Genomic DNA, 23424 nt, shown 5'->3' with positions numbered 1-23424 from the left:
GACCGCTTGCGACGAGGTTCCCGCCACCGTCGCCGACAGGATCGCAGACACCACCGACACCTGCCACGACCACAGCGTGCGACGCCTCGCCTACGCCGTCGTCTACCGGACGCCGTTGAGCACCTTCGTCCACGTCCTGCTCTCCGGACAGTCGGCGGAGTCGCGCGAACGCAAGGCCCGCCGCCGCGGGTGGTCGGTCCAGGTCGTCCCGGTCCACCTCGTCCCCATCGACCCGGGCCAGTCCCTCGACCCGCGGGCCCTGCCCGAACCCGACGAGGCAGTCCAGCCGCGCCGCCGTCGGCGCCGTCCGGACGCCCTCACCGCCGCGGAGGCCGAGGCCCTCGAGCCGATCGCCGTCGCCGACCTCGGCGCCGTGGGGACGTGATGGTCACCTCCTCGCCCTACGGCCTCTCGATCTTCCCCCCACACGCCGACTTGCTGGCCTCCTCAGCGATCAAGCCGGACGTCGCCCGCGCCCGCGGGTACGTGTCGGTAGACACGAAGGTCCGCCTCGCCGACCTCGGCTTCGCCGAGGGACAGCGTCGGACCCCCGGCCTCCTCATCCCGTTGCACTCCACGACCGGCGAGGTCGCCGGGTACCAGTACCGCCCCGACGACCCGCGCGAGGTTGAGGGACGGGTCGTGAAGTACGAGTCCCTCCCGGGGTCGACCCCGGTCCTCGACGTCTCGCCGACCGCGCGCCCGTGGCTCCGCGGCTCCCGGCCCCTGTGGGTCACGGAAGGCTCCCGGAAGGTCGACGCCCTGGCCTCCGTCGGGCTGGCCGCGATCGGCCTCCTCGGCGTCTCCTCGTGGACCTCTCAAGGGGTCGCCCTGGCCGACTGGCGCGACGTCCTGCTCCGGGGGCGGGAGGTCGTGATCGCCTTCGACTCCGACGTGATGACGAAGGTCAGCGTCCGGGAGGCCCTCGACGCCCTCGCCCACTACCTCGCCGGGAAGGGGGCCCGGGTCCGTCGCATCAACTGGCCGAGGTCACCGCAGAGTCCGCGTAATCCGCAGAAGTCGGAGGTGGACGACCCGAAGGTCGGCGTCGACGACTACCTCGCCGCCGACCACAGCGTCCACGACCTCGAGGCCCTCGTCGTCGACTACGTCATCGCCGCCCCTACCCCCCTGACGAAGGCCCCGACCCTCCCGGACTTCCCGACCAACGCCCTCCCGGCGTGGGTCGCGGACATGGTCACCACCCTCGCCGAGGCGACACAGACCGACCCCGGCATGTCCGGCCCCCTGGCCCTCGGCGCACTCGGCGCCGCCGCGGGTGGGCGCGTCGAGGTCGAGGTCCGGCCCGGATGGGTCGAGCCGACGAACCTCTTCGTCGCCGTCGCCTCCGCACCCGGGACGCGCAAGTCCGCCGTCTTCCGGGAGTTGTTCGCCCCGATCCAACGCGCCGAGGCCGACCTCCTCGCCGAGGCCCGCCCGGCGATGCTCGAGCGACAGACCGAACGCGACGTCGCCGACCGCGCCGCCGAACTGGCCCGGAAGAAGGCCGGGGCCGAACTGGACCGGACCCGGCGCGAGGAACTCCTCGCCGAGGCGATCGCCGCCGCCGACCACGCCGCCTCCGTCTCCGTCCCGCCGTTGCCGCGACTGCTGGCCGACGACGTCACCCCGGAGGCGGCGGCGTCCCTACTGGCCGAGTGCGGGGGGCGCCTAGCGATCGTGTCCGCGGAGGCTGGCATCTTCGACACCCTCGCCGGGCGCTACTCCACCGTCCCGAACCTCGACGTCGCCCTCAAGGGTCACGCGGGCGACACCCTCCGCGTAGACCGTCGAGGTCGCCCGCCGGAGTACGTCGAGCACCCGGCGTTGACGATGGTTCTCGCCGTCCAACCGTCTGTGCTGCGGGGGATTGGCGGGAACGGGACCTTCGCCGGGCGCGGGTTGCTGGCCCGGTTCCTGTACGCCCTCCCGCCGAACCGGGTCGGCTTCCGCCGGGTCGCCCCCGACCCCGTCCCCGACGACGTCCGGCGTCAGTACGCCGAGAACCTCGGAGCGACCGCCCGTCTTCTGGCCCACCGTGGCGAAGTCGTCGTCCTCCGCCTGGGCGACGCCGCCGAGGCCATCTTCCGTGCCGAGGAGGAACGCCTCGAGCCGTTGCTTGGGCCTGCTGGGCGGCTCGGCGGCATCGCCGAGTGGGGGTCGAAGCTCATGGGCGCGATCGCCCGGATCGCTGCACTCCTCCACCTCGCCGGGCCGGGCCCGGTCGCCGACGGCGTCATCAACGCCGAGACGATGAAGGACGCCGTCGCGATCGGCAGGTACTTCACCGCGCACGCCCTGGCGACGTTCGAGGCGATGGGCGCCGACGCGAGTCTCGACGACGCTCGGCACGTCCTCCAGCACCTCCGGCGCCGCAGCGTGGAGGCGTTCACGGTCCGGGCCCTGCTCACCGACCTCGGGCGCGGGCGTTTCCCCACCGTGGAGAAGCTCACCGAGGCGTTGACGACTCTCGACGACCTCGGGTGGATCACCCGGCTTCCGGCGCCGCCGCGGACGGGACGAGGCCGTCCGCCGTCGCCGACGTACATCGTCCACCCGGCGACTTTCGCGGATACCGCGGATTCCGCGGACCTTGTCGAGTGGGGGGCCGCGCGACCACCCCGGACGACTTCCGCGGATACCGCGGATTCCGCGGACAGGGGGGCGGCGTGAACTTCGATCCGGACGCGCACGACGGGGCCCTCTACGTCGCGTTGATCCACGACGTCGAACGCCTCGACGACGACCTCGCCGTCGGATGGGCAATCGACGCCCGTGGACGGCGGCGACCGTGGGTCCTCGACCTGCGCCCGGGGTTCCGGCGGGTCGTCATCCCGGAGCACCCCACCGACCCGCCTCCGGCTCACGAGCAACGCCCACCCGATGACCCGTACCGACAGATCAAGGAGTTGCACGACGTGACCACGACCACGACCGGCGGCGACGACCACGAGGCGCCTCGTGACCGTCGCGCCGCGATCGCCTACCTCCTCGAGCACGCTGAGGAGCATCCCGACGCCCGCCTCCCGTCGACGGAGGTCGCCGTCACCCCGGACAGCGTCGAAGCCGTCGTCCGCACCTTGACGATGTTCGCCACCGCCGAGGCGGAGAGCTTCGGCCTTGGCGTTGCCGAACACGTTGCGCTACGGGACCTCGCCGAGGCCGGGGTCCGCTACCGGAACCAACTCGACCGGTGCGTCTCAGCGTTCGCCTCCGACGACCCGGAGGTCGCGGGCCGGGCCCGGGAATACCTCGACCTCGCCCGGGTCCAACTCGTCGCCGCCGCCGAGAACCTCACCACCACGTTGCAGAACCTCGAGGCCGCAAAGGAGGCCGACCGATGACCGACACGACCACCGACCCCACCCCCGCCGACACCCCCGCCCCGCCCGCCGAGGAGGTCGACACCGCGACGACGGACGACACGGCAGACCAGGACCACGAGGCACCCGAAGACCGTGACGAGGACCGGGGCGGGAACCGGGAAGCCGCCCGCCGCCGCCGCGAACTCCGGGAGGCCCGCGCCGAGGTCGACCGGCTCACGGGCGTCCTCGACCGGATGCGCCGGTCCGAGGTCGAACGCCTCGTCGGGGACCGTCTCGTCGATGCCGCCGACGTCTGGCGTGACGGGGCCGACCTCGCCGCCCTCCTCGACGACGACGGACTCGTCGACGCCTCGAAGGTCGACGAGGTCCTCGGGACCGTCCTCGAGGCACACCCTCACTGGGCGCCTGCCGCCGCCGACGCCCGCCGGATGGGCGCGACTGGGAGGGGGTCGGCGCCCGAGGAGGTCGGGACCGGCGTGGTCGGCCTCCGGCAGGCTCTCGGACACGCCGTCGGGCGACGTTGAGCCATGATCGGCGGGTGACCGACCCCCGACCTCGCCGCCCCCGCCTGACCTACGACGCGCCCGTCCTGGCCTTCGATTACCCGGCGGACGGCGACCCCGTGTGGCCCTGTACCGAGTGCCTCCCGTGGCACCTCGAGGTCGTCGTCGAGGACGGCGAGGTCCTCATCCGGGAGTGGCACGCCGCCGAGTGTCCCGTCTTCACCGACGACGAGGGCGAGAACTCCGAGTAGCCTCGTCTTGACGACCGCGACCACGCCCGGGAGGCGCCGCGGTCGTCGAGGCGTGCCCGGGACGGGCGCCGTGGTCGGCCCGGGATGGGCACCGCGGGACGCGTGACAGAACCCGAACTCGTCTCAGGAGCCTCCCGTGCCCGTGAACACCACCACCGCCGCCGCGATCCTCAAGCCGTCTGAGGTCGCCGACCTCGTCGTCCGGCCCGCCCTGGCACAGTCGATCGCCGCCCGCGCGACGACCCTCATCACCATCGGCACCCACAACCTCCGTATCCCGATCGTCGACTCCGACCCGACCGCCGGGTGGATCGAGGAGGCCGCGGAGATTCCTCTCTCCGACATGCCGATGCGCGAACTCCTCGTCACGCCCTCGAAGGTCGCGGGCCTCGTGAAGGTGTCCCGTGAAGCTGCCGACGACACCTCGCCCGCGGCGACGACCGCGATCGGCGACGGCCTCGCCCGTGACATCGCCCGGCGTCTCGACTACGCCTTCGCCGGCAACCTCCCGGCCCCCGCGCCGAAGGGCCTGGACTCGATCCCGGACGGCGACCTCGCCCTCGTGGAGCGGGACGGCGCGTTCGAGAACGGCGACAGCCTCGACGACTTCGCCCGCGCCGCGTCCCTCATCGAGGAGGCCGGAGGGTCCGTCACGGCGTGGCTGGCCTCGCCCACCGACGCCCTCGCCCTGGCGACCCTCAAGGCCACCACGGACGGCGTCACGCCCCTCCTGGCGCCCGACCCGACCCGGGCGGCGTCGCGCACCATCGAGGGCGTCCCCCTCCTCGTCTCGCCCGCGATCACCCCCGGCACCGTGTACGGGATCGACAAGGCCGTCACCTACCTCGTGATGCGCGAGGACACCCGCGTCGAGGTCGACGGGTCCCGGTTCTTCACCTCCGATGAGGTCGCCGTCCGCGCCGTGATGCGCGCGTCCTTCGGGTTCGCCGACCCGGGCCGGATCGCCCGGATCGCCTACCCGACCCCCTGACGTCTCGACCCGCCCGGGTTCCTTCCGTTCGCCGGGCGGGTCGAGACACCCCCCTCCACCCCGACCGATACCTCCGGGGTGACGAGGGACCCCCCCGGGCGCCGTGATCCCCCGGGGTGGTCGACCGGGCCCCGGCGTCGGGTCACCCGGCCCCCGCCCGGCCTCGAGACGCAGGCCTCGAGGCCGGGCCCACCACGAGGAGGAACGGATGCCACGACGACACCGACGCGCCGCCGTCGACCTCGAGCAACTCCGCGGACAGGCCCGACGCCTCGACGACGAGGCCCGCCGCGAACGCCAGGACCGCGACGTCGAGGCCAGGGTCCGGACCCCGGCGACCACCACAAGGGCGCCCGCGCCGACGCGAGGGAGGCGACGATGACGACCTCGCCGACACCGAGGAACGGCAGCACGTGGGCGTGGCGCAAGCTCCGCGCCCGCGTCCTCGCGAAGTCCGACGTCTGCCACCTGTGCGGGCGTCCGGGAGCAGACGAGGTCGACCACGTCATCCCGATCGCCCGCGGCGGCGCCCTCCTCGATGAGGCGAACTGCCGCCCGGCCCACAGGTCGTGCAACCGACGCAAGGGCGCGAAGCTCTACGTCCCCGCGCCGAGGTCGTCGAGGTCGTCGAGGTCGACAAGTCCGACGAGGTCGTCGACGGCGAAGGACGTCGGGCCGTCCCGCGACTGGTGAGGCCCCCGAGGGGGTGGGGGGGCCCCCTCCGCGCCGAGGCCCGCCGACACTGCTCGGGAGGGTCGGCCTTCTCTCCCCGCGGGACGTCACCACCACGGGAAAGTGGAGTGTCTAGGCGAAGTCAACGTCGGACGGAGGCTTCGCCGAGGGTGAGACGAGAAGCTCGCGAATGGCGTCCCGGTATGCGCCGAGCATCGAGTACCGACGCGCTCTTCGTCCGCGAAGGCGTCGGACGCGACCGTGGTCATCGCGTTGCCACGCCCGCCCGGCGGCGTCGCGGAAGGTCAGCGTGACGACGGCGCGCGGATCGGGACCGTCGGGTTCCTTCACGCGCTGGATGTAGTCCCAGTGTTCCCGGAGGCGCCACGGCTGCGTGGGGTTGACCGACACCTCGGCTGTGCTGTCAGGAGGTAGAGCGTGACTCATGGCAAGCGCAAGGGTCTGCCCCGCGATACGAAGGCGGGCCACAACCTCGAACGCCGGGTCCTGTCCCGAGTTGCGGAGACAGACCAACGTGATCCCTTCCGGGCCCACGCTCTCCCACGCCGACACGGCTACACCTCGGGCCCGACGGCGGTCCCACTGTTGTACCGACACGGTGACGACGGCGAGGCTCGTCGCAAGGACTGTCCCGCTCGCCGCGATCCACGGAGCGATCGTCTGCGCTGCGCTCAGCTCGGTCACCCAGTCCTCCCTACCTCGGCGTGGAGGTCGAGAAGACGTAGGTCGGCCCGCCCACGCACGGCGTCACGTTGCGTCACCCGGACAGCTTCGCGTGGTGAACGGCGAAGGCGCGGGAGGCGTCGCGTGTCGCCGAGGCGCTGGTAGCAGACTGGTAGCGCGACTGGTAGCAGAGGCTCCGTCATCGCCCGGTATCGGGCGACACGCCGCGACACCGATAGGGCCTCTGACCTGCGGGTTTAGGTATCCAACGTCATTCCGCGACACCATCCGGTATCTCTGGCCCGGTACTTTTAATCCGCGGGTTCAGGGTTCGATCCCCTGGGGGCCCACCCTCCCGACCCGCCCGCCTGTCCCCCGTTGTGGGGTCACGCCCGGCTGAGCCACCTACCCCTACAGTGCGCACCGGGCACACAGTCGTGGCCCAGCACTCATGGGGGGAACCATGCGCATCACTCGAACCGTCACGCTGGCCGCCGCAGCGGCCCTCGGCGCCGGCCTGCTGGGGGCAGGCACCGCCCAGGCCGCACCCGCGAAACCTGACCTCGTCGTCACCTCGGTGGCCTGGGCACCGCAGGCCGTCGCCGCCGGCCAGCAGCTCACGTTCCGAGCCGTCATCAAGAACCGGGGCACCGCACCCACTCCGGCCGGGGTCGTCCACGGCGTCGGTTTCCAGGTCGACGGGAAGCTGCGCACCTGGTCCGACAACGACACCTCATCGCTGGCTCCCGGGGAGTCGACCACCGTCTACGCGGTCGGCGGGCCCACCGGTTCCAGCACCTGGACCGCGACCGCCGGGTCCCACGAGATCCTGGCGTTCGTCGACGACGCCGCCCGCATCGCCGAGTCCGACGAGGGCAACAACCGCACCAAGACGACGTTCACCGTCACCGCCAGACCCACCGTCGTCACCGGCGCTAGCGCCACCGGACGCGCCGTGAGCGCCACGCTCTCCAAACTCGCCCAGAAGACGGGGCTCGCGAGTTCCGTCTCCGGCTCCGCCTACGCCTCCTGCGTCAGCTACGACGCCCAGGGCAAGGAGGTGTCCCGCCCGGGGACCGAGACGTACATCGGTGAGTACGGCGCCGGCAGCTTCCGCTACGGCGAGAGCTCGCCCTTCAGCTGGTCCGGTGTCGCTGAAGCGCCCGCCGGCGTCACCTCCGCAGGCGCCGGGACGATCGACCCCAACTCGATCCGCAAGTACAACTACGGCACCCCGTCCGCGTACCTGACGTGCCGGGACGGCGAGTCCGCCACCTTCACCCGCCTGCACGCCACGAAGGTCACCGTCAACCGCTGGCAACTCACCCCCGAGGGCTGGTCCACCGGCGTCCTCCTCGGCACGTACACCGGTCCCGTGAACACCGACCTCACCTTCTGAGCTACTCGCTCCTGCAGGCCGCGGAACCCCGGCTCCTCACGGTGCCGGGGTTCCGTCCACCCAGGCGTCTCCACCCACCTCGGGGACCGGTCCCCACGAACCGCTGCGCGCGGGACGAGTCCGGCCGACGTCGACGCTGACCCCCGGGCCGGGGCTCTTCGACCAGCGGAACGAGAACGGCATCCCGCACTCCTCTCCTCGGCTGCTCACCTCAGCGGCCAGGACGCAGCGACGGGTGAGCCACCCGCCCGGCACCGACCGTGCAGCCGTGCGGGAGGCGGCAGAATCGCCGGAGTGACTGCTCAGGGCTTCCTCCTCCTGCTCGAACTCGTCGGGGTCTTCGCCTTCGCCCTCGACGGCGCGCTGGTCGCGATGCGCTCGACGCACCTGGACCTGTTCGGCGTGGTGGCGCTCGGGATCGTGACGGCGGTCGGCGGCGGGATCCTGCGCGACGTCCTGCTCGGCGAGCTGCCCCCGGCGACGTTCCGGACCTGGTACTACCTGGCGACCGCCACGGGGGGCGCGCTCGTGGCGTTCTGGGGGCACCGGCTGCTGGCGCGGATGGCGCGGCCCATCGTCGTCTTCGACACGATCGGGTTGTCGCTGTTCGCCGTGACCGGCGCGCAGCTGGCCGTCGACGCGGGGATCGACCCGGGGCAGGCGATCCTGCTCGGCGGGCTGACCGGCGTCGGCGGCGGGACGATGCGCGACGTCCTGGTGCGCAAGGTCCCCAGCATCCTGACCGGCGGGCTGTACGCCGTGCCCGCGCTGCTGGGCGCGGTCGTCGCCGTCGTCGGCCCGCTGCTGGGGATCTCCGCGGGCGTGGCGGCCTTCGCCGGCGGCGTCGTGTGCGCGGGACTTCGCACCGGCGGCCTGCTGCGGGGCTGGCGGGCGCCGCGGGCGACCCTGCAGTCGCCCGAGGAACTCGACTGAGGGCTCAGGCGGGCCGGTCGAGCTCGTCGACGATCTCCTGGGCGACGTCGCGCAACCGCCGCCGCTCGGCGCGGGCCTGCGCCCGCAACCGCCGGAACGCGTCGTCGGGGTGGACGCGGTAGCGCTGGGCGAGGGCGCCCTTGGCCTGCTCCAGGACGATCCGGCTGTCGAGGGCCTCCTGCAGCTGCGCCTGCACCCGCGCGCCCTCGGCGACGTGCTCGAGCTGGGTGATGCCGACGGCGCCGAAGGAGGCCATGGCGTGGGCGACGTCGGACTCGACGGCCGAGTAGGCACCCTCGTGGTCGCGGAACAGGTTCAGGGCCCCGATGGTCCGCCCGTCGCTGTGCACGGGGACGGTGTGCACCGCCACGACGCCCACCCCGGCGGCCTGGCGGGCGAACTCGGGCCAGGTGGCCGCGAGCTCGGCGGCGGTGGCGACCGAGACGACGGACCCCGTCCGGTAGGCCTCGATGCACGGGCCCTGCTGGGTCCGGACCTGGAACAGTTCGATGACGCTGACCTCGCTGGAGGTGCAGGCCAGCAGCTGCAGGTCCTTGTCGCTGTCCTCGACGAGCAGCCCTACGGCCGAGGCGGACAGCAGGTCGGCGCAGTGCCGCACGAGGCGGTGGGCCAGGTCGAGCGGGTCGCCGTGCTCGGCGAGCACCTGTGCGATGTCGTTCACGGCAGCAGCGACCGCGTCGGCGCGCACGTCCACGCAAGCCCTCCCACGGAGCCGACCGGCGGTCGGCTGATCGTCCCCTCGGATCCCGTCGGCACGCCCCGGGCTGCACGTGCGGGGACCATTGTGGACGATCCGCGCGCCCCACGGCACCGCACCCGCCGACGGGTGCGCTGCGCGGGAGGCTCAGAGGGTCGCGGGCACCGTGGCCGGGTCGCCGTCGGTGGCCGCGGCCAGGACCGGGGTGGCCTTCTCGACGGCGAACGGCAGAGAGATCGGGCTGGAGTTGCCCAGGGCGCCGGCGAAGTCGGTGTCGAACGTCGGGACGTAGACGGTGCGGCCCTCGGTGACGACCTTCAGCGCCGCGGCGACGGGGTTCGCGGCGAACTCCGCGGCGCTGCGGCCGAGGACGACGAGGACGTCGGTGTCCAGCAGCGGGACCTGCTCCTCGCTCAGGCCCGCCGGGTCGACGGCCGTGTTCTCCTCGAACCCGAACTGCAGGAAGAAGTTCCCGCGCGGGTCGGTGGAGTCCAGCGGGTAGTACGACTCGTTGAACAGGACGACGCTGACGGTCTTGCCCTTGAACCCGGGGTGGGCCGCGACGGCGTCGGCGAAGTCGGCGTCGACCTCGTCGACGAGGGACGCGGCCTCGGTCTCCTTGCCCAGCGCGCGGGCGATGACGGTCAGCTCGGTCTGCCAGCTCGCCGCGGCCTTCGAGTCGGCCCCCTGCCCCTCGGGGATGGCGTCGCCGATGGTCGGGGCGATGGCGGTGAGGGTCTTGTAGTCCGCCTCCGTCAGGTAGGCGTACGTGCCGATGATGAGGTCCGGCTGGAGCGCGGCGATGGCCTCGAAGTCGAGCTCGGACTGCCCGACGGAGGGGAACCCGCCCGCGGGGACCTTGCCCGCCGCCCACGGCCGCTTCGCGGCGTCGTAGCTGCCCAGCGGCGTGCGCGTCCCGACGGGGGTGAGGCCGAGGGCCAGGACGAAGTCCTCCTCGTTGTACCCGACGGTGACGATCCGGGTGGGGGCCTGCTCGACGGTCGTGGACCCCAGCTTGTGCTCGACGGTGACGGGGAACGTGCCCCCACCCGTCGGCGCGGCCGACGAGGTGGCCGCGGCCGATCCCTCCGTCGTCGTGTCGTCCGCGCCGCAGGCGGCGAGGGTGGTCAGAGCGCCCGAGGCGGCCAGGGCGGCGAGGAAGGATCGGCGATGCACGAGCGCAGCCTAACCTAACCAAGGACACCCTCCGGTGGCTCGTGGGGACGCGACCGCGTGACCCGCACCACCCGCGAGAACCGCTCCGCCCAGGGTGAACGGGGGAACGCCGGCCGGCCGGCCGACGCTGAGCCCTCCATGACGACCGACGATCCCCGGGCCCCGGGTGCGCAGTCCCCCGACGCGCAGGCGCTGGACGCCTACTCCGAGGTGGTCACCCGCGTCGCCCGCACGGTGCTGCCGAGCGTCGCGAGCGTGGCCGTGCGCAACGCCCGCGGGACCGGTGGCGGCAGCGCGTCGGTGATCACCTCCGACGGCTTCCTGCTCACCAGCGCCCACGTCGTCGAGGGCGCCGACGTCGTGGACACCGCCTTCGGCGACGGGACCTCGGTCCGCGCCGACGTCGTGGGCCGCGACCCGCTGTCCGACCTGGCCGTCCTGCGCGCCCGCGGCGACGTCCCCTCCCCCGTCGAGCTCGGGGACGCCTCGCACCTGCAGGTCGGTCAGCTCGTCGTCGCCCTGGGCAACCCGCTGGGACTGGCCGGCAGCGTCACGGCCGGGATCGTCTCGGCGCTGGGGCGCTCGCTGCCGACCCGCGCCGGCCGCGTCGTCGACGAGGTCGTGCAGACCGACGCGGCCCTGAACCCGGGGAACTCCGGCGGGGTGCTCGCGGACGCGCACGGGCGGATGGTCGGAGTGAACACCGCCGTCGCCGGGGTGGGCCTAGGGCTGGCGGTCCCGGTCAACTCCACGACCCGTGAGATCGTCGGCGCGCTCATGAGCACCGGACGGTTCCGGCGCGCCTGGCTGGGCGTCGCCGGCGCGCAGGTCACGCTGCCACCGGTGGTGGCGGCCAAGGTCGGGACCCCGACGGGCATGCAGGTCGCCGGCGTGGTCGAGGGCTCACCGGCCGCGGTCGCGGGGCTGCGCCGCGGCGACCTCGTGATCTCACTGGCCGGGGACTTGGTGACGTCGACGACGCAGATCCAGCGGCGCATGGTGGAGGGCGCGATCGACCACCCGGTGGAGATCACGGTGTGGCGCAACGGGGCGCTCGTCGACGTCGTCGTCGTACCCCGCGAACTGGCGTGAGCAGGCCGCGGGAGAGGTCACCTGACCCCCGCCCCTGAGAGGCGGGGGTCAGGGGGTCAGAAGTCCCAGTCCTCGTCCTCGGTGGCGACGGCCTTGCCGATGACGTAGCTGGAACCGGAACCGGAGAAGAAGTCGTGGTTCTCGTCGGCGTTCGGCGACAACGCCGACAGGATCGAGGGGTCCACCTTGGTCATGTCCGAGGGGAACATGCCCTCGTAGCCGAGGTTCATGAGCGCCTTGTTGGCGTTGTAGTGCAGGAACGTCTTGACGTCCTCGGTGAGCCCCACGCCGTCGTACAGGTCGGCGGTGTACTTGCACTCGTTGTCGTACAGCTCGTAGAGCAGCTCGAACGCGTAGTCCTTGATCTCGTCCCGCTTGGCCTGGTCCACCAGGTCCAGCCCGCGCTGGAACTTGTAGCCGATGTAGTACCCGTGCACGGCCTCGTCGCGGATGATCAGGCGGATGAGGTCGGCGGTGTTCGTCAGCTGCGCCCGCGAGGAGAAGTGCATGGGCAGGAAGAACCCGGAGTAGAAGAGGAACGACTCCAGCAGCGTGGAGGCGACCTTGCGCTTCAGCGGGTCGTCACCGTGGTAGTACTCCAGCACGATGGACGCCTTGCGCTGCAGCGCCTCGTTGTCCTCCGACCAGCCGAACGCCTCGTCGATCTCGCGGGTCGTGGCCAGGGTGGAGAAGATCGAGGAGTAGCTGCGCGCGTGGACCGACTCCATGAACGCGATGTTCGTGTAGACGGCTTCCTCGTGCGGGGTCAGCGCGTCGGGGATGAGCGAGACGGCCCCGACGGTGCCCTGGATGGTGTCCAGCAGCGTGAGCCCCGTGAACACGCGCATCGTCAGCGTGCGCTCCTCCGGGCTGAGGTTCTGCCACGACTGCACGTCGTTGGACAGCGGCACCTTCTCCGGCAACCAGAAGTTGCTGGTAAGCCGGTTCCAGATCTCCAGGTCCTTGTCGTCCTGCAGCCGGTTCCAGTTGATCGCGTTGACGCGGTCGATGAGCTTCAACTTCTCCATGGTTCCTTCTCCCCGAACGGTTCAGCCGGCACGCTCAGAGCATGCAGCTGACGCAGCCCTCGACCTCGGTGCCCTCCAGGGCCATCTGCCGGATCCGGATGTAGTAGATCGTCTTGATGCCCTTGCGCCACGCGTAGATCTGCGCGCGGTTGATGTCGCGGGTGGTGGCGGTGTCCTTGAAGAACAGCGTCAGCGACATGCCCTGGTCGACGTGCTGCGTGGCCGCGGCGTAGACGTCGATGATCTTCTCGGGGCCGATCTCGTACGCGTCCTCGTAGTACTCCAGGTTGTCGTTCGTCATGAACGGCGCCGGGTAGTAGACGCGGCCGAGCTTGCCCTCCTTGCGGATCTCGATCTTGGAGGCGATCGGGTGGATCGAGGAGGTCGAGTTGTTGATGTAGCTGATCGAGCCCGTCGGCGGGACCGCCTGCAGGTTCTGGTTGAAGATGCCGTGCTCGACGACCTTCGCCTTCAGGTCGGCCCACTCGGCGCGCGTCGGCAACGCGATGCCGGCTTGGGCGAACAGCTGCTCGACGCGCTCCGTCGTCGGCAGGAAGTCGTTCTCGACGTAGCGGTCGAAGAACGAGCCGTCGGCGTACTTCGAGTTCTCGAACCCCTCGAACGTCGCCCCCTGCTCGATCGCGATGGCGTTGCTGGCGCGCAGGGCGTGGAACAGCACCGCGGCGAAGTACACGTTGGTGAAGTCGATGCTCTCGGGGCTGCCGTAGTGCACGCGCTCGCGGGCCAGGTAGCCGTGCAGGTTCATCTGCCCGAGGCCGATCGCGTGGGACTTGGCGTTCCCGTGGGCGATGGAAGGCACGGACTGGATGTCGCTGGCGACGGACACGGCGGTGAGCGCGCGGATCGCGGTCTCGACGGTCTGCCCGAGGTTCCCGCCGTCCATCGCCAGGGCGATGTTGAGCGAGCCGAGGTTGCAGGAGATGTCCTTGCCGATCTCGGAGTACGTCAGGTCCTCGGCCAGCGTGCTGGGCGTGTTGACCTGCAGGATCTCCGAGCACAGGTTCGACATGTTGATGCGGCCGGCGATCGGGTTCGCCCGGTTCACCGTGTCCTCGAACACGATGTAGGGGTAGCCGGACTCGAACTGCAGCTCGGCGAGGGTCTGGAAGAAGTCGCGCGCCGAGATCTGCGTCTTGCGGATCCGGTCGTCGGCCACCATCTCGCGGTAGTGCTCGGAGACGGGGACGTCGCCGAAGGGCTTGCCGTACACGCGTTCCACGTCGTACGGGGAGAACAGGTGCATCGGCTCGTTGTTCTTCGCGAGCTCGAAGGTGATGTCCGGGACGACGACCCCGAGGGACAGCGTCTTGATGCGGATCTTCTCGTCCGCGTTCTCGCGCTTGGTGTCCAGGAACCGCATGATGTCGGGGTGGTGCGCCGACAGGTACACCGCGCCGGCGCCCTGGCGCGCGCCGAGCTGGTTGGCGTAGGAGAAGGAGTCCTCCAGGAGCTTCATCACGGGGATGACGCCCGAGGACTGGTTCTGGATCTTCTTGATCGGCGCGCCGTACTCGCGGATGTTGCTCAGCAGCAGGGCGACACCGCCACCGCGCTTGGACAGCTGCAGGGCGGAGTTGATGCTGCGGCCGATGGACTCCATGTCGTCCTCGATGCGCAGCAGGAAGCAGGAGACGAGCTCTCCGCGCGAGCCCTTTCCGGCGTTGAGGAACGTCGGGGTCGCGGGCTGGAAGCGGCCGGCGACGACCTCGTCGACGATGGCCGTGGCGAGCCGCTGGTCGCCCACCGCCAGGGTGAGGGCCGTCATGACGGCGCGGTCCTCGAAGTTCTCGAGGTACTGCTTGCCGTCGAAGCTCTTGAGCGCGTAGCTCGTGTAGAACTTGAAGGCGCCCAGGAACGTGGCGAAGCGGAACTTCGCGGCGTGCGCGCGGTCGGTCAGCGCGCGGACGAAGTCCAGCGGGTACTGGTCGAGGACGTGCTTCTCGTAGTAGCCCTCCTCGACCATGTGGTCCAGCCGGGCCTCGAAGGTGTCGAACGTGCGGGTGCGCGGGACGACGTGCTGCAGGAAGTACTGCCGCGCGGCCTCGACGTCGGCGCCGAACTGGATCTTCCCCTCCTCGTCCCAGAGGTTCAGCATCGCGTTCAGCGTGTGGTAGCTGGGCGACCCCTGGGCCGGGACGGTCTGCAGCTCGGGAGCGTCGGAGGTGAGGGTCACAGAGAGTCCAATCCATCGCGCACGCGGCGCACGTCGTCGGGGGTCCCGAAGAGTTCGAAGCGGTAGAGGTGGGGCACCTGGCACTTGGCGGCGATGACGTCGCCGGCCGCGGCGTAGTGCTCCCCGAAGTTCGTGTTGCCGGCGCCGATGACACCCCGCAGGTGGGAGCGGTTGACCGGGTCGTTGAGGAAGCGGATGACCTGCTTGGGCACGGCGCCCTGGCCGTTGCCCCCGCCGTACGTGGGCACGACGAGGACGAACGGCTCGGTCACGTGCAGGGGTTCGTCCCGGGCGTGCAGCGGGATCCGCAGGGCCGGCCGCTCCAGCTGGAGCTTGTCGACGAAGCGGTGCGTGTTGCCGGAGACGCTGGAGAAGTAGACGACGCCGGGTGCCACGGGACCCCTCCCCCGGAGGTGGATCAGACGGAGACGGCGGCCTTGGCCAGCGCGTCGATGCGGTCGGGGCGGAAGCCCGACCAGTGGTCCTCGCCGGCGACGACGACGGGGGCCTGGACGTACCCGAGGGAGCGGACGAGCGCGTTCGCGGCCTCGTCGACCGTCACGTCGACGACCTCGTAGGCCAGGCCCTTGCGGTCCAGCGCACGGTAGGTCGCCTTGCACTGCACGCACGACGGCGTGCTGTAGACGGTGATGCTCATCGGGTGTTCCTTCTTCCCTCGGTGCTGTCGAGCAGGTTCAGCGCCGCCTCGGCTCCACGTGGAGACCTCGGCTCAGAGTCCCGTCCTGCTGGGGTGCTCTGAACACTACCCCTAGGGGGCCGTGTGGAAAACCGGCACAACATGGTGTGTAACACGGTTGTGATTCGGGGGCACGTCCGCCGGCGGCCCCGGGAGTCGGTCGCAAGCCCCTGACCTGCGGCGACACTGCCGGAGCACCCTCTCGGGTGACACTCGGCGTCAGTAATCGTTAACTGAGCGTGTTCGGCGTGTCGGATCGCCCCGGCGTGTCCTCCACAGGCCAGGACCCCTCGGTCCCCACCTCGTCCACACACCTGTCCACAACACCTGGGGGTCGCGAGGTCATCCCGACCCCACATGTCGGGGTCCCGGCCGCAGGCCGGGACCAGGGGCCGGGGCGGTTCGGCGTGGTCCGGCGCGCTCCGGAGCCCGCTCAGCCGGGGACGACGACGTCGAACACCAGCACGTCGGCCAGCAGCGGCCCGACGAAGTCCTTGAACCGGGCGTGCTCGGCGTCGAAGAACGCCGGGTCGTCGACGACGGGGGTCCCGACGTAGAAGTTGCGGTCGCCCTCGGAGGCGAACGTCACGACGACGCCGTGCTCGAAGCCGCCGCCGGCGTCCTCCCCGCTGGTCTGCTCCCCCGCCTCGATCGAGACGACGTAGGGCGCCCCGTCGCGCGGGGAGCCGGCCAGGGCCCGGAACCGGCGCAGCACCTCCTCCTTCTGCTGCGCCCCCACCTCCTCGCGGTAGCGGAAGAGGACGACGTGCCGGACGAGGCCGGGACGGAAGTCGCGGGCGGTGAAGGTGGGCACGCCGACGTCGGCGAGCAGGGAGGCGAGCGCGGAGGCGGGCACGGGGGCATGGTGCCGCGGTACCGGCGGGCGGGCGACCTCAGGACCTGGTGCGCCGGCCCGTGGACCGGCGGACCACCAGTTCGGGTTCGAAGACGATCTGCTGGGCGGGGCGGCCCTGCACCCGGGCGAGCAGCAGCTCGACGGCCGTGCGCCCCAGCAGCTCGCGCGGCTGACGCACGCTCGTCAGCGGCACCGTCGCCGTCGCGGCGAACCCGATGTCGTCGTAGCCGACGACGGCCAGCTCGTCGGGGACCCGCACCCCCCGCCGCACGCACTCGTTCAGGACGCCGAGGGCCAGCAGGTCGTTGGCGCAGAACACCGCCGTCGGGCGCTCGGCCTCCGGCAGGGCGAGGATCTGCGCGGCCGCCTGCGACCCGGCCCGCACCGACAACCCCGTCGTGTTCACCACCTGCACGGTCCCCGAGCCCCCGACGGCCTCCTGGACCCCGCGCAGTCGCTCCTGGACCTGCCGCAGCGGCGCCGCGACCCCGACGTAGGCGATGTCGCGGTGGCCGGCCCCGACGAGGTGCTCGCCCGCCAGCCGCCCGCCGAGGACGTCGTCGACGGCCACCGAGGGGTGCCCGCTGGCCCCGGCGCCGCGGTCGACGAGGACGACGGGCGTGCCGTGCTCGCGCACCTCCGCGAGCGCCGCGCTCGGGGAGTCGTGGACGGGGGTGAGCAGCACGCCCAGGACCCGCTGCTGGTCGAGGCGGCGCAGGTGCCGGGCCTCGCGGTCGGCGGAGTTGGCGCTGTTGCACATCACGACGAGCGAGTCGTGCCGTTCGGCCAGTTCCTCGGCGCCGGCGATGACGTCGGTGAAGAAGGGGTTCGCGACGTCGAGCACGACCATGGCGATGGTCCGGCTGACCCCGGCCCGCAACTGCCGCGCCGACTCGTTGCGCACGAACCCCAGCTCGGCGATGGCGTCCTGCACGCGGGTGCGCAGCGCCTCGGAGACCACCTCGGGGCGGTTCAGGACGTTGCTCACCGTCCCCAGCGACACTCCGGCCCGCTGGGCGACCTCCTTGACCGTCGCCATGGCTGCAACATCCCACTGGTCCCGGGCGCTTCGTCGACGCCACCGCCGTGACACGATTCAAAGCGGCGGTCCGAGTGTGGGACCAGGGGCTGGGCCCGTCAAGCACCCGTCCCGCTGGTGCGTCCGGGTGAGCGGGCGGGGTCCGCGACACCCGTCCGGGCGACAGGGACGCACGGATCGATCAAGATCTGCCCCGTGGCCGCCGATCAGCCGGGTGTGAGCGACACCTTCCGACTCGTGACCCGCAGCGACTTCGACGGGCTGGTCTGCGCCGTGCTGCTGCGCCAGCTCGACCTCGTCGACGAGATCACCTTCGTGCACCCCAAGGACGTGCAGGACGGGGCCGTGGAGATCACCGGCCGGGACATCCTCACGAACCTGCCGTACGACCCGCGCGCGCACCTCGTCTTCGACCACCACCACTCCGAGACGCTGCGCAACGCCGGCGCCACCAACCACGTCATCGACGCCGAGGCGCCCTCGGCGGCCCGGGTCGTCTACGACCACTTCGGGGGTGCCGCGCGGTTCCCGAAGATCTCCGACGAGCTGATGCGCGCCGTCGACCAGGCCGACGCCGCGCAGTACGACGTCGCCGAGATCCTCGAGCCGACCGGCTGGACGCTGCTGAACTTCCTCATGGACTCGCGCACGGGCCTGGGGCGCTTCCGCGACTTCCGCATCTCGAACTACCAGCTGATGATGCAGCTGATCGACGCCTGCATCGACTACCAGGACGTCGAGGAGATCCTCGCGCTGCCCGACGTCGCCGAACGCGTCGAGCTCTTCCACGCGCAGGCGGCCCTGTTCAAGGCGCAGCTCGAGCGCGTCACGACCCTGCACGGCGACGTCGCGGTGCTGGACCTGCGCGAGGAGGAGACGATCCACGCCGGCAACCGGTTCTTCGTCTACGCGCTCTTCCCGCAGGCCCGCGTCTCGATGCACGTCATGTGGGGTCGCGCGAAGCTGAACACGGTCTTCGCGATCGGCAAGTCGATCGTGGACCGCACCTCCCCCGTCGACGTGGGTGCGGTGTGCCTGGAGTACGGCGGCGGTGGGCACCTGGCCGCCGGGACGTGCCAGGTCCCGCACGAGGACGCCGAGAGGGTCCTGGGCGAGCTGGTGGGCAAGCTCCGCACCGCCTGAGGTTTACCGTGATCGTCACCGCGGTACTGCCTGGGTGCGGTGGGGCCGGGCGCCTGGAGGGGCGAGCGGAGTGGTGCAGACCGCTACGGCGGCGACCCGGGGTGACACCTGAACCGTCGGAACGCGCACCCGGCCCCACCGTCCGGCTGTTCCCGCGGACACCGTCCACGCCTGTGGCCCACGTCTAGACTGCGCGGGTGGCGAACCCCGAGGAGACGTCGGACACCGATGCCGGCCGGGGGCCGGTGAAGTCCGCCGAGCGCACGGTCCACATCCTCCAGGCCCTCGCCCAGCCGCCGTACGTCCTGACGGTGGCGCAGCTGCAGGAGCGCACGGGGTACCCGCGCTCCAGCCTGCACGCCCTCCTGCGCACGCTGGTCGACCTGCAGTGGATCGAACCGCCCGCCGCCTCCGGGCCCGGCGCCGGCGGGTACGGCATCGGGTCGCGGGCGCTGCTGACGGGCACGGCCTACCTCGACCGCGACGCCGCGCTCCCCCGGGCCCTGGCGACCGTCGAAGCCGTGCGCGACGAGACCGGGTGCACGACGCACGTCGCCCGGCTCGACGGTCCGAACGTCGTGTACCTCGCCACCCGCGACGCGCCCGAGGCCCACCGCAGCCACTCGCGCGTCGGCCGGTTCCTGCCGGCCTACGCCACGTCGCTGGGCAAGGCGCTGCTCGCCGAACGCACGGCCGCCGAGCTCGACGCCCTGCTGCCGCCCGGCCCCTTCCCGGCGCTGACCCCCGACACCGTCGCCGACCGCGCGGCGCTCGAGGTCGAGCTCGAGGCGGTGCGCACCCGCGGGTGGGCGCTCGAACGCGGGCAGAACCTGCCCGGCACGGTGTGCGTCGGGGTCCGCGTGGAGTACCGGATCCCGGCCACGGACGCGCTGAGCTGCAGCCTGCCCGCCGACATCGCCACCGACGAGGAGGTCGAACGGGTGGCGCAGGTCCTCACCCGGCACGCCGGCCGGCTCGCCCGGGACCTGCGCGCCGCGGGGATCCGCTAACCCAGGCGGCGCAGGGCGGCGGTGAAACCCGCGACGGGACCCGCCGTCACGAGCCCGCTGCCCGCCCCGGCGACCTCGTCCTCGACGGGTTCGAGCCGGCGCAGGAGCCCGCGCGCGAGCGGGCGCTCGCCGAGGTCGGCGGCGGCGCGGGCGAGGAAGCACAGCAGCAGGTCGTGGAGGTGACCCGGCGGAGGTTCACCCGCCGCGCGCACCGCGCGGCGGGCCGCGTCCGGGTCGGACTCCAGGAGCGCGAGGGGTTCGATCCACGCCCGCCACGGTCCGGCCGCGCACTCCGCCGGCACGGGCCGGCCGTGCTGGACGTGGGCGGCGGCGACCGCGACCTCCCGCAACCCGTCCCGGACCCCCGGCATGCCCTCGGTGAGCCCCACCTGGCGGCGGTAGTTCGCCAGCACCCTCGCGTGCGGGTCCCCCGCCAGGGCACCGCGCAACGCCTCGAACCAGCCCTCGAACACCGCCACGAGCGGGGCGCCCTCGAGGTCGGCGAGTTCCCGGGCCCGGTCGACGTGCCGGCCGGCCGCGTCGACGTCCCCCGTCGCGCAGTGCGTCTGCACCAGGACCAGGTGCCCCAGGACCTCGTGCGGCCAGAACTCGTGACGCGCGGCGACCTCGACGAGTTCGGCCCCGATCGCCGCCCGTTCGGCCCTCGCCCCCGGGACCTCGAAGCTCGCCAGGAAACTCGCGTTCAGCGCGTGGACCAGGACGGCCGGGTCCCCCAGTTCCCGGGCCGCGCGGACGGCCGCGGCCGCCGGCCCGCGCGCGCCCCCCAGGCCCCGGCGTTCGATCGCGGTGGTCGCCAGCAGCCGGGCGCGGTGGGTGGCGGAGGGGTCGCGGGCGAGCAGACGCCCGGCGGCGGTGACGATCCGCGCGGCCTGCGCGGGGTCGTCGGCCCGGGACCACAGCGCCGGGACGTCGAACCCGCCGAGGACGCGGGCGGCCAGCCGGGGTTCGAGGGTCTCGGCGGCGTCGAGGGTCGTGGCGCGGCCGGCGACGGCGGCGCGCAGACCGTCGGGTCCGGTCACGGCCAGGTGCCGCAGGCCGTCGACGGTGGCGGGCCAGCGGACGGGGTCGGGGTGCCCGGCGAGGACCCGCTGCTCGGCGGCCCGCAGCCCGGGTCCGGGGTCGAGGCCGAGTTCGGCCCCGAGCAGCCGGCGGGCGTGGCGCAGGGTCTGCAGCGCCTCGGCCCGTCGTCCCGCGGCGGCCTGGGCCAGGCCCAGCACCCGCCAGCCCTCCTCCCGCCACGGGTTCCGGGCGGTGTGGGCGAGCAGGTCGGTGACGGCGCGGTCGGGCTCGCCCGCGCGCAACCGGGCGGCGGCGAGCCGCTCGACGGCGCGCAGGCGCCCGTCGTCCAGCCGGGTGCGTTCGGCCGTGAGCCACGGTTCGTCGCCGAGACCGTCGAGAGCCCGGCCGCGCCACAGCCGCAGTGCGCGCTCGAGGTCGGGCACCTCGTCCGCGGCCGCCGAGAACTCCTGCGCGTCGGTCGTCGCCCGCAGGGCGTACCCCGTCCCGGAGGTCACGAGCACGCGCGCCGGGGTCCGCGGCGCCCGGTCGGGTTCGAGGCTGCGGCGCAGGGCGGCGACGAAGGTCCGCACGGCCGCGAGCGCCCCGGCGGGCGGGGCGGTCCACAGGTCCTCGACGAGGACGTCCACGGGGACCGTGCGGCCGGCGGCGACGGCCAGCCGCGCCAGGACGGCGCGGTGGCGCGGTCCGCGCAGGTCGACCTCGACGCCGTCGCGCCAGGCGACGACGGGACCGAGCAGGCCGATGCGGACGTCCACGGGGTCATCCTCGCGCGCGTCCTCCCGCTCACCGCTCGCTCATCCACCGCTCATCGGGGCCGGGCAGGCTCGCCGACGTGGACCGAGGAGTGGACGAACTGATCACAGGGGCCGACGGGGTGCGGATCGCGGTGGACGTCGCAGGGGCGGGTGAGCCGGTGGTGCTGCTGCACGGCTTCCCGCAGACCCGGCGGATGTGGCGGCACGTGGTCGCCGACCTCGCGGCCGACCACGCGGTCGTGGCCGCGGACCTGCGCGGCTACGGCGACAGCGACGCCCCGCCCGCCCTGGACGAGGACACGTACTCGGCGCGGTCGATGGCCCGCGACGTCGTGGCCGTGGTGGACGCCCTCGGCTTCGGGCGGTTCACGCTCGTCGGCCACGACCGCGGTGCGCTGGTCGCCTTCCGGGCGGGGCTGGACCACCCCGACCGGATCGCCGGCCTCGTGTGCCTGGACGTCGTCCCGACCGTGGACAGCTGGGCCGTGCTGCACGGGGTCTCGGCGGCCGTCGCGTTCCACCTGTACCTCATGGCCCAGCCGCCCGGCCTCCCGGAGGCGCTGATCGGCGCCGCGCCGCGGGAGTTCTTCGGGCACTTCCTCGACGCGTGGGCGACGGACCCGGCGGTGTTCGCCGACGTCCGCGAGCACTACCTGGAGGCGTCGGCGGCGCGCGTGCCGTCGATCGTGGCGGACTTCCGCGCCTCGGCCGGGGTGGACCTCGCGCACGACGTCGCCGACCGCGACGCGGGCCGGACGCTGTCGATGCCCGTCGGTGTGCTGCAGCAGGACTGGGGCGCGCGGCTGGGGCAGGACCTGGCGGCGCGGTGGCGGGCGTGGGCGCCGGACCTGGACCACCGGCTGACGACGGCGGGGCACTTCGTGGCCGAGCAGGCGCCCGCGGAGGTGACGTCGCTGGTGCGGTCCGTGGTCCGGTCCGCGGTTCAGTCCGGCAGGCAGGGACCGGTGCCGAGCGCGGCCAGGCCCGTGAGGTCGCCGGGGGCGTAGTCGGTGAGCCCCTGGATGCTCGGGTTCATGAGCTGGGTGGGGTCCTCGACGTGGCCGAGGCCCACGAGGTGGGCGAACTCGTGGAGCCAGACGGCCCGCATCAGGGCGGCCTGGGGCGGGTCGGCCGGGTCCAGGGACGCCGCGTCGACGGTGAGCCCGACCTGCCCGGACACGTAGGCCACGCGGCCTGCGCCGGTGCTGATCCTCAGCGGGCCCGCCTCGCCGAGGACCCGGCGCTCCCCCTCGGGTTCCTCGGAGCGCTCGGCGGGCAGGTCCCAGCGGACGAGGACGGGAGCCCACCGGGAGCGGAACCAGCCGTCCTCGACCGGGGAGGTCCGCTCGGTGTCGTCCGTCTCCCCGTCGTCGACGAACCGCAGGCCGCTCGCCCGGCTGACCCGGGCGATCGCGGCGTCCAGCACGGCCCGGCCCCCGGCGGGCATCCCGGCGGGGTTGACCACGAAGTGGACCGGGCGGCAGGGGTCCCAGCGCACGGGCTGGTCCCCGACGCTCTCCAGGGGTTCCCACCGGTCGCTGGTCACCGCGACGGGTTCGGGGGTCCCGAGGGGGGCCGGGGCCTGGTCGGGTGCGACGGGCAGCGCCCGGCCCGTCCCGGGACCGGCCCCCGCCGTGGAGGTCAGGTCGCCGGGCAGGCCCGCGCCGACGGCCACCAGGACGGCGGCCCCGAGCAGCGCACCGCCCACCACGAGACGGCGACGATGACCACGACGACGGGGGGCGGGGACGGACAGGGGCTGCCCGCGCCACCGGGTGTCGCCGACGGGGCGGCCGGTGGCCTCGTCCAGGACCCACTGCGGGACGCGGCCGGTCGGTGAGCGGGGGACGTCGGGGAGCTGGTCGCGCGGCGGCACGCCCTCCACCGTCGCCGCCCGCCGCGGCGCACCGCAGGGT

Annotated in this window: 24 protein-coding genes; 13 read left to right on the top strand and 11 right to left on the bottom strand. The window is 72.8% G+C overall.

The features are described 5' to 3' along the window. Nucleotides 1-76: 76 nt before the first annotated feature. The 7 genes from CLV37_RS16955 (at nt 77) to CLV37_RS29040 (ending at nt 5764) form a co-directional block, all read left to right on the top strand. A complete protein-coding gene (locus CLV37_RS16955; RefSeq protein ID WP_106212505.1) occupies nt 77-385 on the top strand; it encodes a hypothetical protein in 309 nt (102 codons plus the stop codon). Next, nucleotides 385-2673, top strand: coding sequence for a DUF3987 domain-containing protein (locus CLV37_RS16950; RefSeq protein WP_106212503.1), 2289 nt, complete (start codon nt 385-387; stop codon nt 2671-2673). The genes CLV37_RS16955 and CLV37_RS16950 overlap by 1 nt, the downstream gene beginning before the upstream one ends. Then, entirely contained in the window at nt 2670-3344 is a 675-nt protein-coding gene (locus CLV37_RS16945) for a hypothetical protein (RefSeq protein ID WP_146149452.1), read from the top strand. The genes CLV37_RS16950 and CLV37_RS16945 overlap by 4 nt, the downstream gene beginning before the upstream one ends. Then, entirely contained in the window at nt 3341-3850 is a 510-nt protein-coding gene (locus CLV37_RS16940; protein ID WP_106212499.1) for a hypothetical protein, read from the top strand. Before CLV37_RS16945 ends, CLV37_RS16940 begins: the two co-directional genes overlap by 4 nt. Before the next feature lie 14 nt (nt 3851-3864). Further along, complete coding sequence (locus CLV37_RS16935; RefSeq protein WP_211298723.1) at nt 3865-4080, top strand: hypothetical protein; 216 nt, start codon at nt 3865-3867, stop codon at nt 4078-4080. Between the two features lie 142 nt (nt 4081-4222). Continuing rightward, nucleotides 4223-5071, top strand: a complete 849-nt coding sequence (locus tag CLV37_RS16930) for a phage major capsid protein (RefSeq protein WP_170127318.1) — start codon at nt 4223-4225, stop codon at nt 5069-5071. Between the two features lie 378 nt (nt 5072-5449). Continuing rightward, on the top strand, nt 5450-5764 hold the full coding sequence (locus CLV37_RS29040) for an HNH endonuclease (protein WP_106212495.1): 315 nt from the start codon (nt 5450-5452) through the stop codon (nt 5762-5764). Between the two features lie 111 nt (nt 5765-5875). On the opposite strand, the gene CLV37_RS16920 is transcribed toward CLV37_RS29040, so the two are convergent. After that, the gene (locus CLV37_RS16920; protein ID WP_106212493.1) at nt 5876-6448 is read right to left on the bottom strand and encodes a hypothetical protein; all 573 of its coding nucleotides are present in this window, start codon (nt 6446-6448) and stop codon (nt 5876-5878) included. A gap of 442 nt (nt 6449-6890) precedes the next feature. Here CLV37_RS16920 and CLV37_RS16915 point away from each other — a divergent pair, with 442 nt between their 5' ends. Next, entirely contained in the window at nt 6891-7826 is a 936-nt protein-coding gene (locus CLV37_RS16915; RefSeq protein WP_170127317.1) for a CARDB domain-containing protein, read from the top strand. 294 nt (nt 7827-8120) lie between these two features. Continuing rightward, entirely contained in the window at nt 8121-8759 is a 639-nt protein-coding gene (locus CLV37_RS16910) for a trimeric intracellular cation channel family protein (protein ID WP_106212489.1), read from the top strand. A 4-nt stretch (nt 8760-8763) separates the two neighbouring features. Here the strand turns inward: CLV37_RS16910 and CLV37_RS16905 are convergent, their stop codons facing one another. Beyond that, entirely contained in the window at nt 8764-9441 is a 678-nt protein-coding gene (locus CLV37_RS16905; protein WP_170127316.1) for a GAF and ANTAR domain-containing protein, read from the bottom strand. 183 nt (nt 9442-9624) lie between these two features. Next, nucleotides 9625-10653: an ABC transporter substrate-binding protein gene (locus tag CLV37_RS16900; RefSeq protein WP_106212484.1), complete on the bottom strand. Its 1029-nt coding sequence runs from the start codon at nt 10651-10653 to the stop codon at nt 9625-9627. A gap of 138 nt (nt 10654-10791) precedes the next feature. On the opposite strand from CLV37_RS16900, the gene CLV37_RS16895 reads away from it, so the two are divergent. Further along, a complete protein-coding gene (locus CLV37_RS16895) occupies nt 10792-11745 on the top strand; it encodes a trypsin-like peptidase domain-containing protein (RefSeq protein WP_106212622.1) in 954 nt (317 codons plus the stop codon). Between the two features lie 56 nt (nt 11746-11801). Here CLV37_RS16895 and nrdF read toward each other — a convergent pair whose 3' ends face one another. The 6 genes from nrdF to CLV37_RS16865 all read right to left on the bottom strand — a co-directional run bounded on the left by nrdF (nt 11802) and on the right by CLV37_RS16865 (nt 17559). After that, complete coding sequence (gene nrdF / locus CLV37_RS16890) at nt 11802-12773, bottom strand: class 1b ribonucleoside-diphosphate reductase subunit beta (protein WP_106212482.1); 972 nt, start codon at nt 12771-12773, stop codon at nt 11802-11804. A gap of 34 nt (nt 12774-12807) precedes the next feature. Next, nucleotides 12808-14967, bottom strand: coding sequence for a class 1b ribonucleoside-diphosphate reductase subunit alpha (gene nrdE, locus CLV37_RS16885; RefSeq protein ID WP_245885452.1), 2160 nt, complete (start codon nt 14965-14967; stop codon nt 12808-12810). Then, on the bottom strand, nt 14964-15362 hold the full coding sequence (gene nrdI, locus CLV37_RS16880; RefSeq protein ID WP_106212480.1) for a class Ib ribonucleoside-diphosphate reductase assembly flavoprotein NrdI: 399 nt from the start codon (nt 15360-15362) through the stop codon (nt 14964-14966). The genes nrdE and nrdI overlap by 4 nt, the downstream gene beginning before the upstream one ends. A gap of 23 nt (nt 15363-15385) precedes the next feature. Further along, the gene (gene nrdH, locus CLV37_RS16875) at nt 15386-15625 is read right to left on the bottom strand and encodes a glutaredoxin-like protein NrdH (protein WP_106212478.1); all 240 of its coding nucleotides are present in this window, start codon (nt 15623-15625) and stop codon (nt 15386-15388) included. Nucleotides 15626-16097: 472 nt separating this feature from the next. Beyond that, complete coding sequence (locus CLV37_RS16870) at nt 16098-16520, bottom strand: Dabb family protein (RefSeq protein ID WP_106212476.1); 423 nt, start codon at nt 16518-16520, stop codon at nt 16098-16100. A gap of 37 nt (nt 16521-16557) precedes the next feature. After that, on the bottom strand, nt 16558-17559 hold the full coding sequence (locus CLV37_RS16865) for a LacI family DNA-binding transcriptional regulator (RefSeq protein WP_106212474.1): 1002 nt from the start codon (nt 17557-17559) through the stop codon (nt 16558-16560). Between the two features lie 237 nt (nt 17560-17796). On the opposite strand from CLV37_RS16865, the gene CLV37_RS16860 reads away from it, so the two are divergent. Both CLV37_RS16860 and CLV37_RS16855 read left to right on the top strand, forming a co-directional pair. Then, nucleotides 17797-18702, top strand: a complete 906-nt coding sequence (locus CLV37_RS16860) for a DHH family phosphoesterase (RefSeq protein WP_106212618.1) — start codon at nt 17797-17799, stop codon at nt 18700-18702. A 197-nt stretch (nt 18703-18899) separates the two neighbouring features. Next, nucleotides 18900-19712, top strand: coding sequence for an IclR family transcriptional regulator (locus CLV37_RS16855; protein WP_106212472.1), 813 nt, complete (start codon nt 18900-18902; stop codon nt 19710-19712). On the opposite strand, the gene CLV37_RS28890 is transcribed toward CLV37_RS16855, so the two are convergent. Beyond that, nucleotides 19709-21508, bottom strand: coding sequence for an AfsR/SARP family transcriptional regulator (locus tag CLV37_RS28890; protein ID WP_106212470.1), 1800 nt, complete (start codon nt 21506-21508; stop codon nt 19709-19711). The two genes, CLV37_RS16855 and CLV37_RS28890, sit on opposite strands and share 4 nt — an antisense overlap. A gap of 89 nt (nt 21509-21597) precedes the next feature. Here CLV37_RS28890 and CLV37_RS16845 point away from each other — a divergent pair, with 89 nt between their 5' ends. Further along, nucleotides 21598-22515: an alpha/beta fold hydrolase gene (locus CLV37_RS16845; RefSeq protein WP_211298721.1), complete on the top strand. Its 918-nt coding sequence runs from the start codon at nt 21598-21600 to the stop codon at nt 22513-22515. Here CLV37_RS16845 and CLV37_RS27700 read toward each other — a convergent pair. Beyond that, entirely contained in the window at nt 22452-23384 is a 933-nt protein-coding gene (locus CLV37_RS27700) for a matrixin family metalloprotease (RefSeq protein ID WP_106212466.1), read from the bottom strand. The genes CLV37_RS16845 and CLV37_RS27700 overlap by 64 nt on opposite strands. Nucleotides 23385-23424 lie beyond the last annotated feature (40 nt).

Source organism: Kineococcus rhizosphaerae (genome assembly GCF_003002055.1).
GTDB classification, from domain to species: Bacteria; Actinomycetota; Actinomycetes; order Actinomycetales; family Kineococcaceae; genus Kineococcus; species Kineococcus rhizosphaerae.
The sequence above is the reverse complement of the archived record's forward strand: the minus strand, read 5'-3'. Positions and strand labels throughout refer to the sequence as shown.

What these genes read in the sequence shown, in the direction of transcription:
- CLV37_RS16950 (WP_106212503.1), top strand. Translation starts at nt 385, where the DNA reads ATGGTCACCTCCTCGCCCTACGGCCTCTCGATCTTCCCCCCACACGCC.
- CLV37_RS16940 (WP_106212499.1), top strand. Translation starts at nt 3,341, where the DNA reads ATGACCGACACGACCACCGACCCCACCCCCGCCGACACCCCCGCCCCG.
- CLV37_RS29040 (WP_106212495.1), top strand. Translation starts at nt 5,450, where the DNA reads ATGACGACCTCGCCGACACCGAGGAACGGCAGCACGTGGGCGTGGCGC.
- CLV37_RS16915 (WP_170127317.1), top strand. Translation starts at nt 6,891, where the DNA reads ATGCGCATCACTCGAACCGTCACGCTGGCCGCCGCAGCGGCCCTCGGC.
- CLV37_RS16895 (WP_106212622.1), top strand. Translation starts at nt 10,792, where the DNA reads ATGACGACCGACGATCCCCGGGCCCCGGGTGCGCAGTCCCCCGACGCG.
- nrdF (WP_106212482.1), bottom strand. Translation starts at nt 12,773, where the DNA reads ATGGAGAAGTTGAAGCTCATCGACCGCGTCAACGCGATCAACTGGAAC.
- nrdH (WP_106212478.1), bottom strand. Translation starts at nt 15,625, where the DNA reads ATGAGCATCACCGTCTACAGCACGCCGTCGTGCGTGCAGTGCAAGGCG.
- CLV37_RS16865 (WP_106212474.1), bottom strand. Translation starts at nt 17,559, where the DNA reads ATGGCGACGGTCAAGGAGGTCGCCCAGCGGGCCGGAGTGTCGCTGGGG.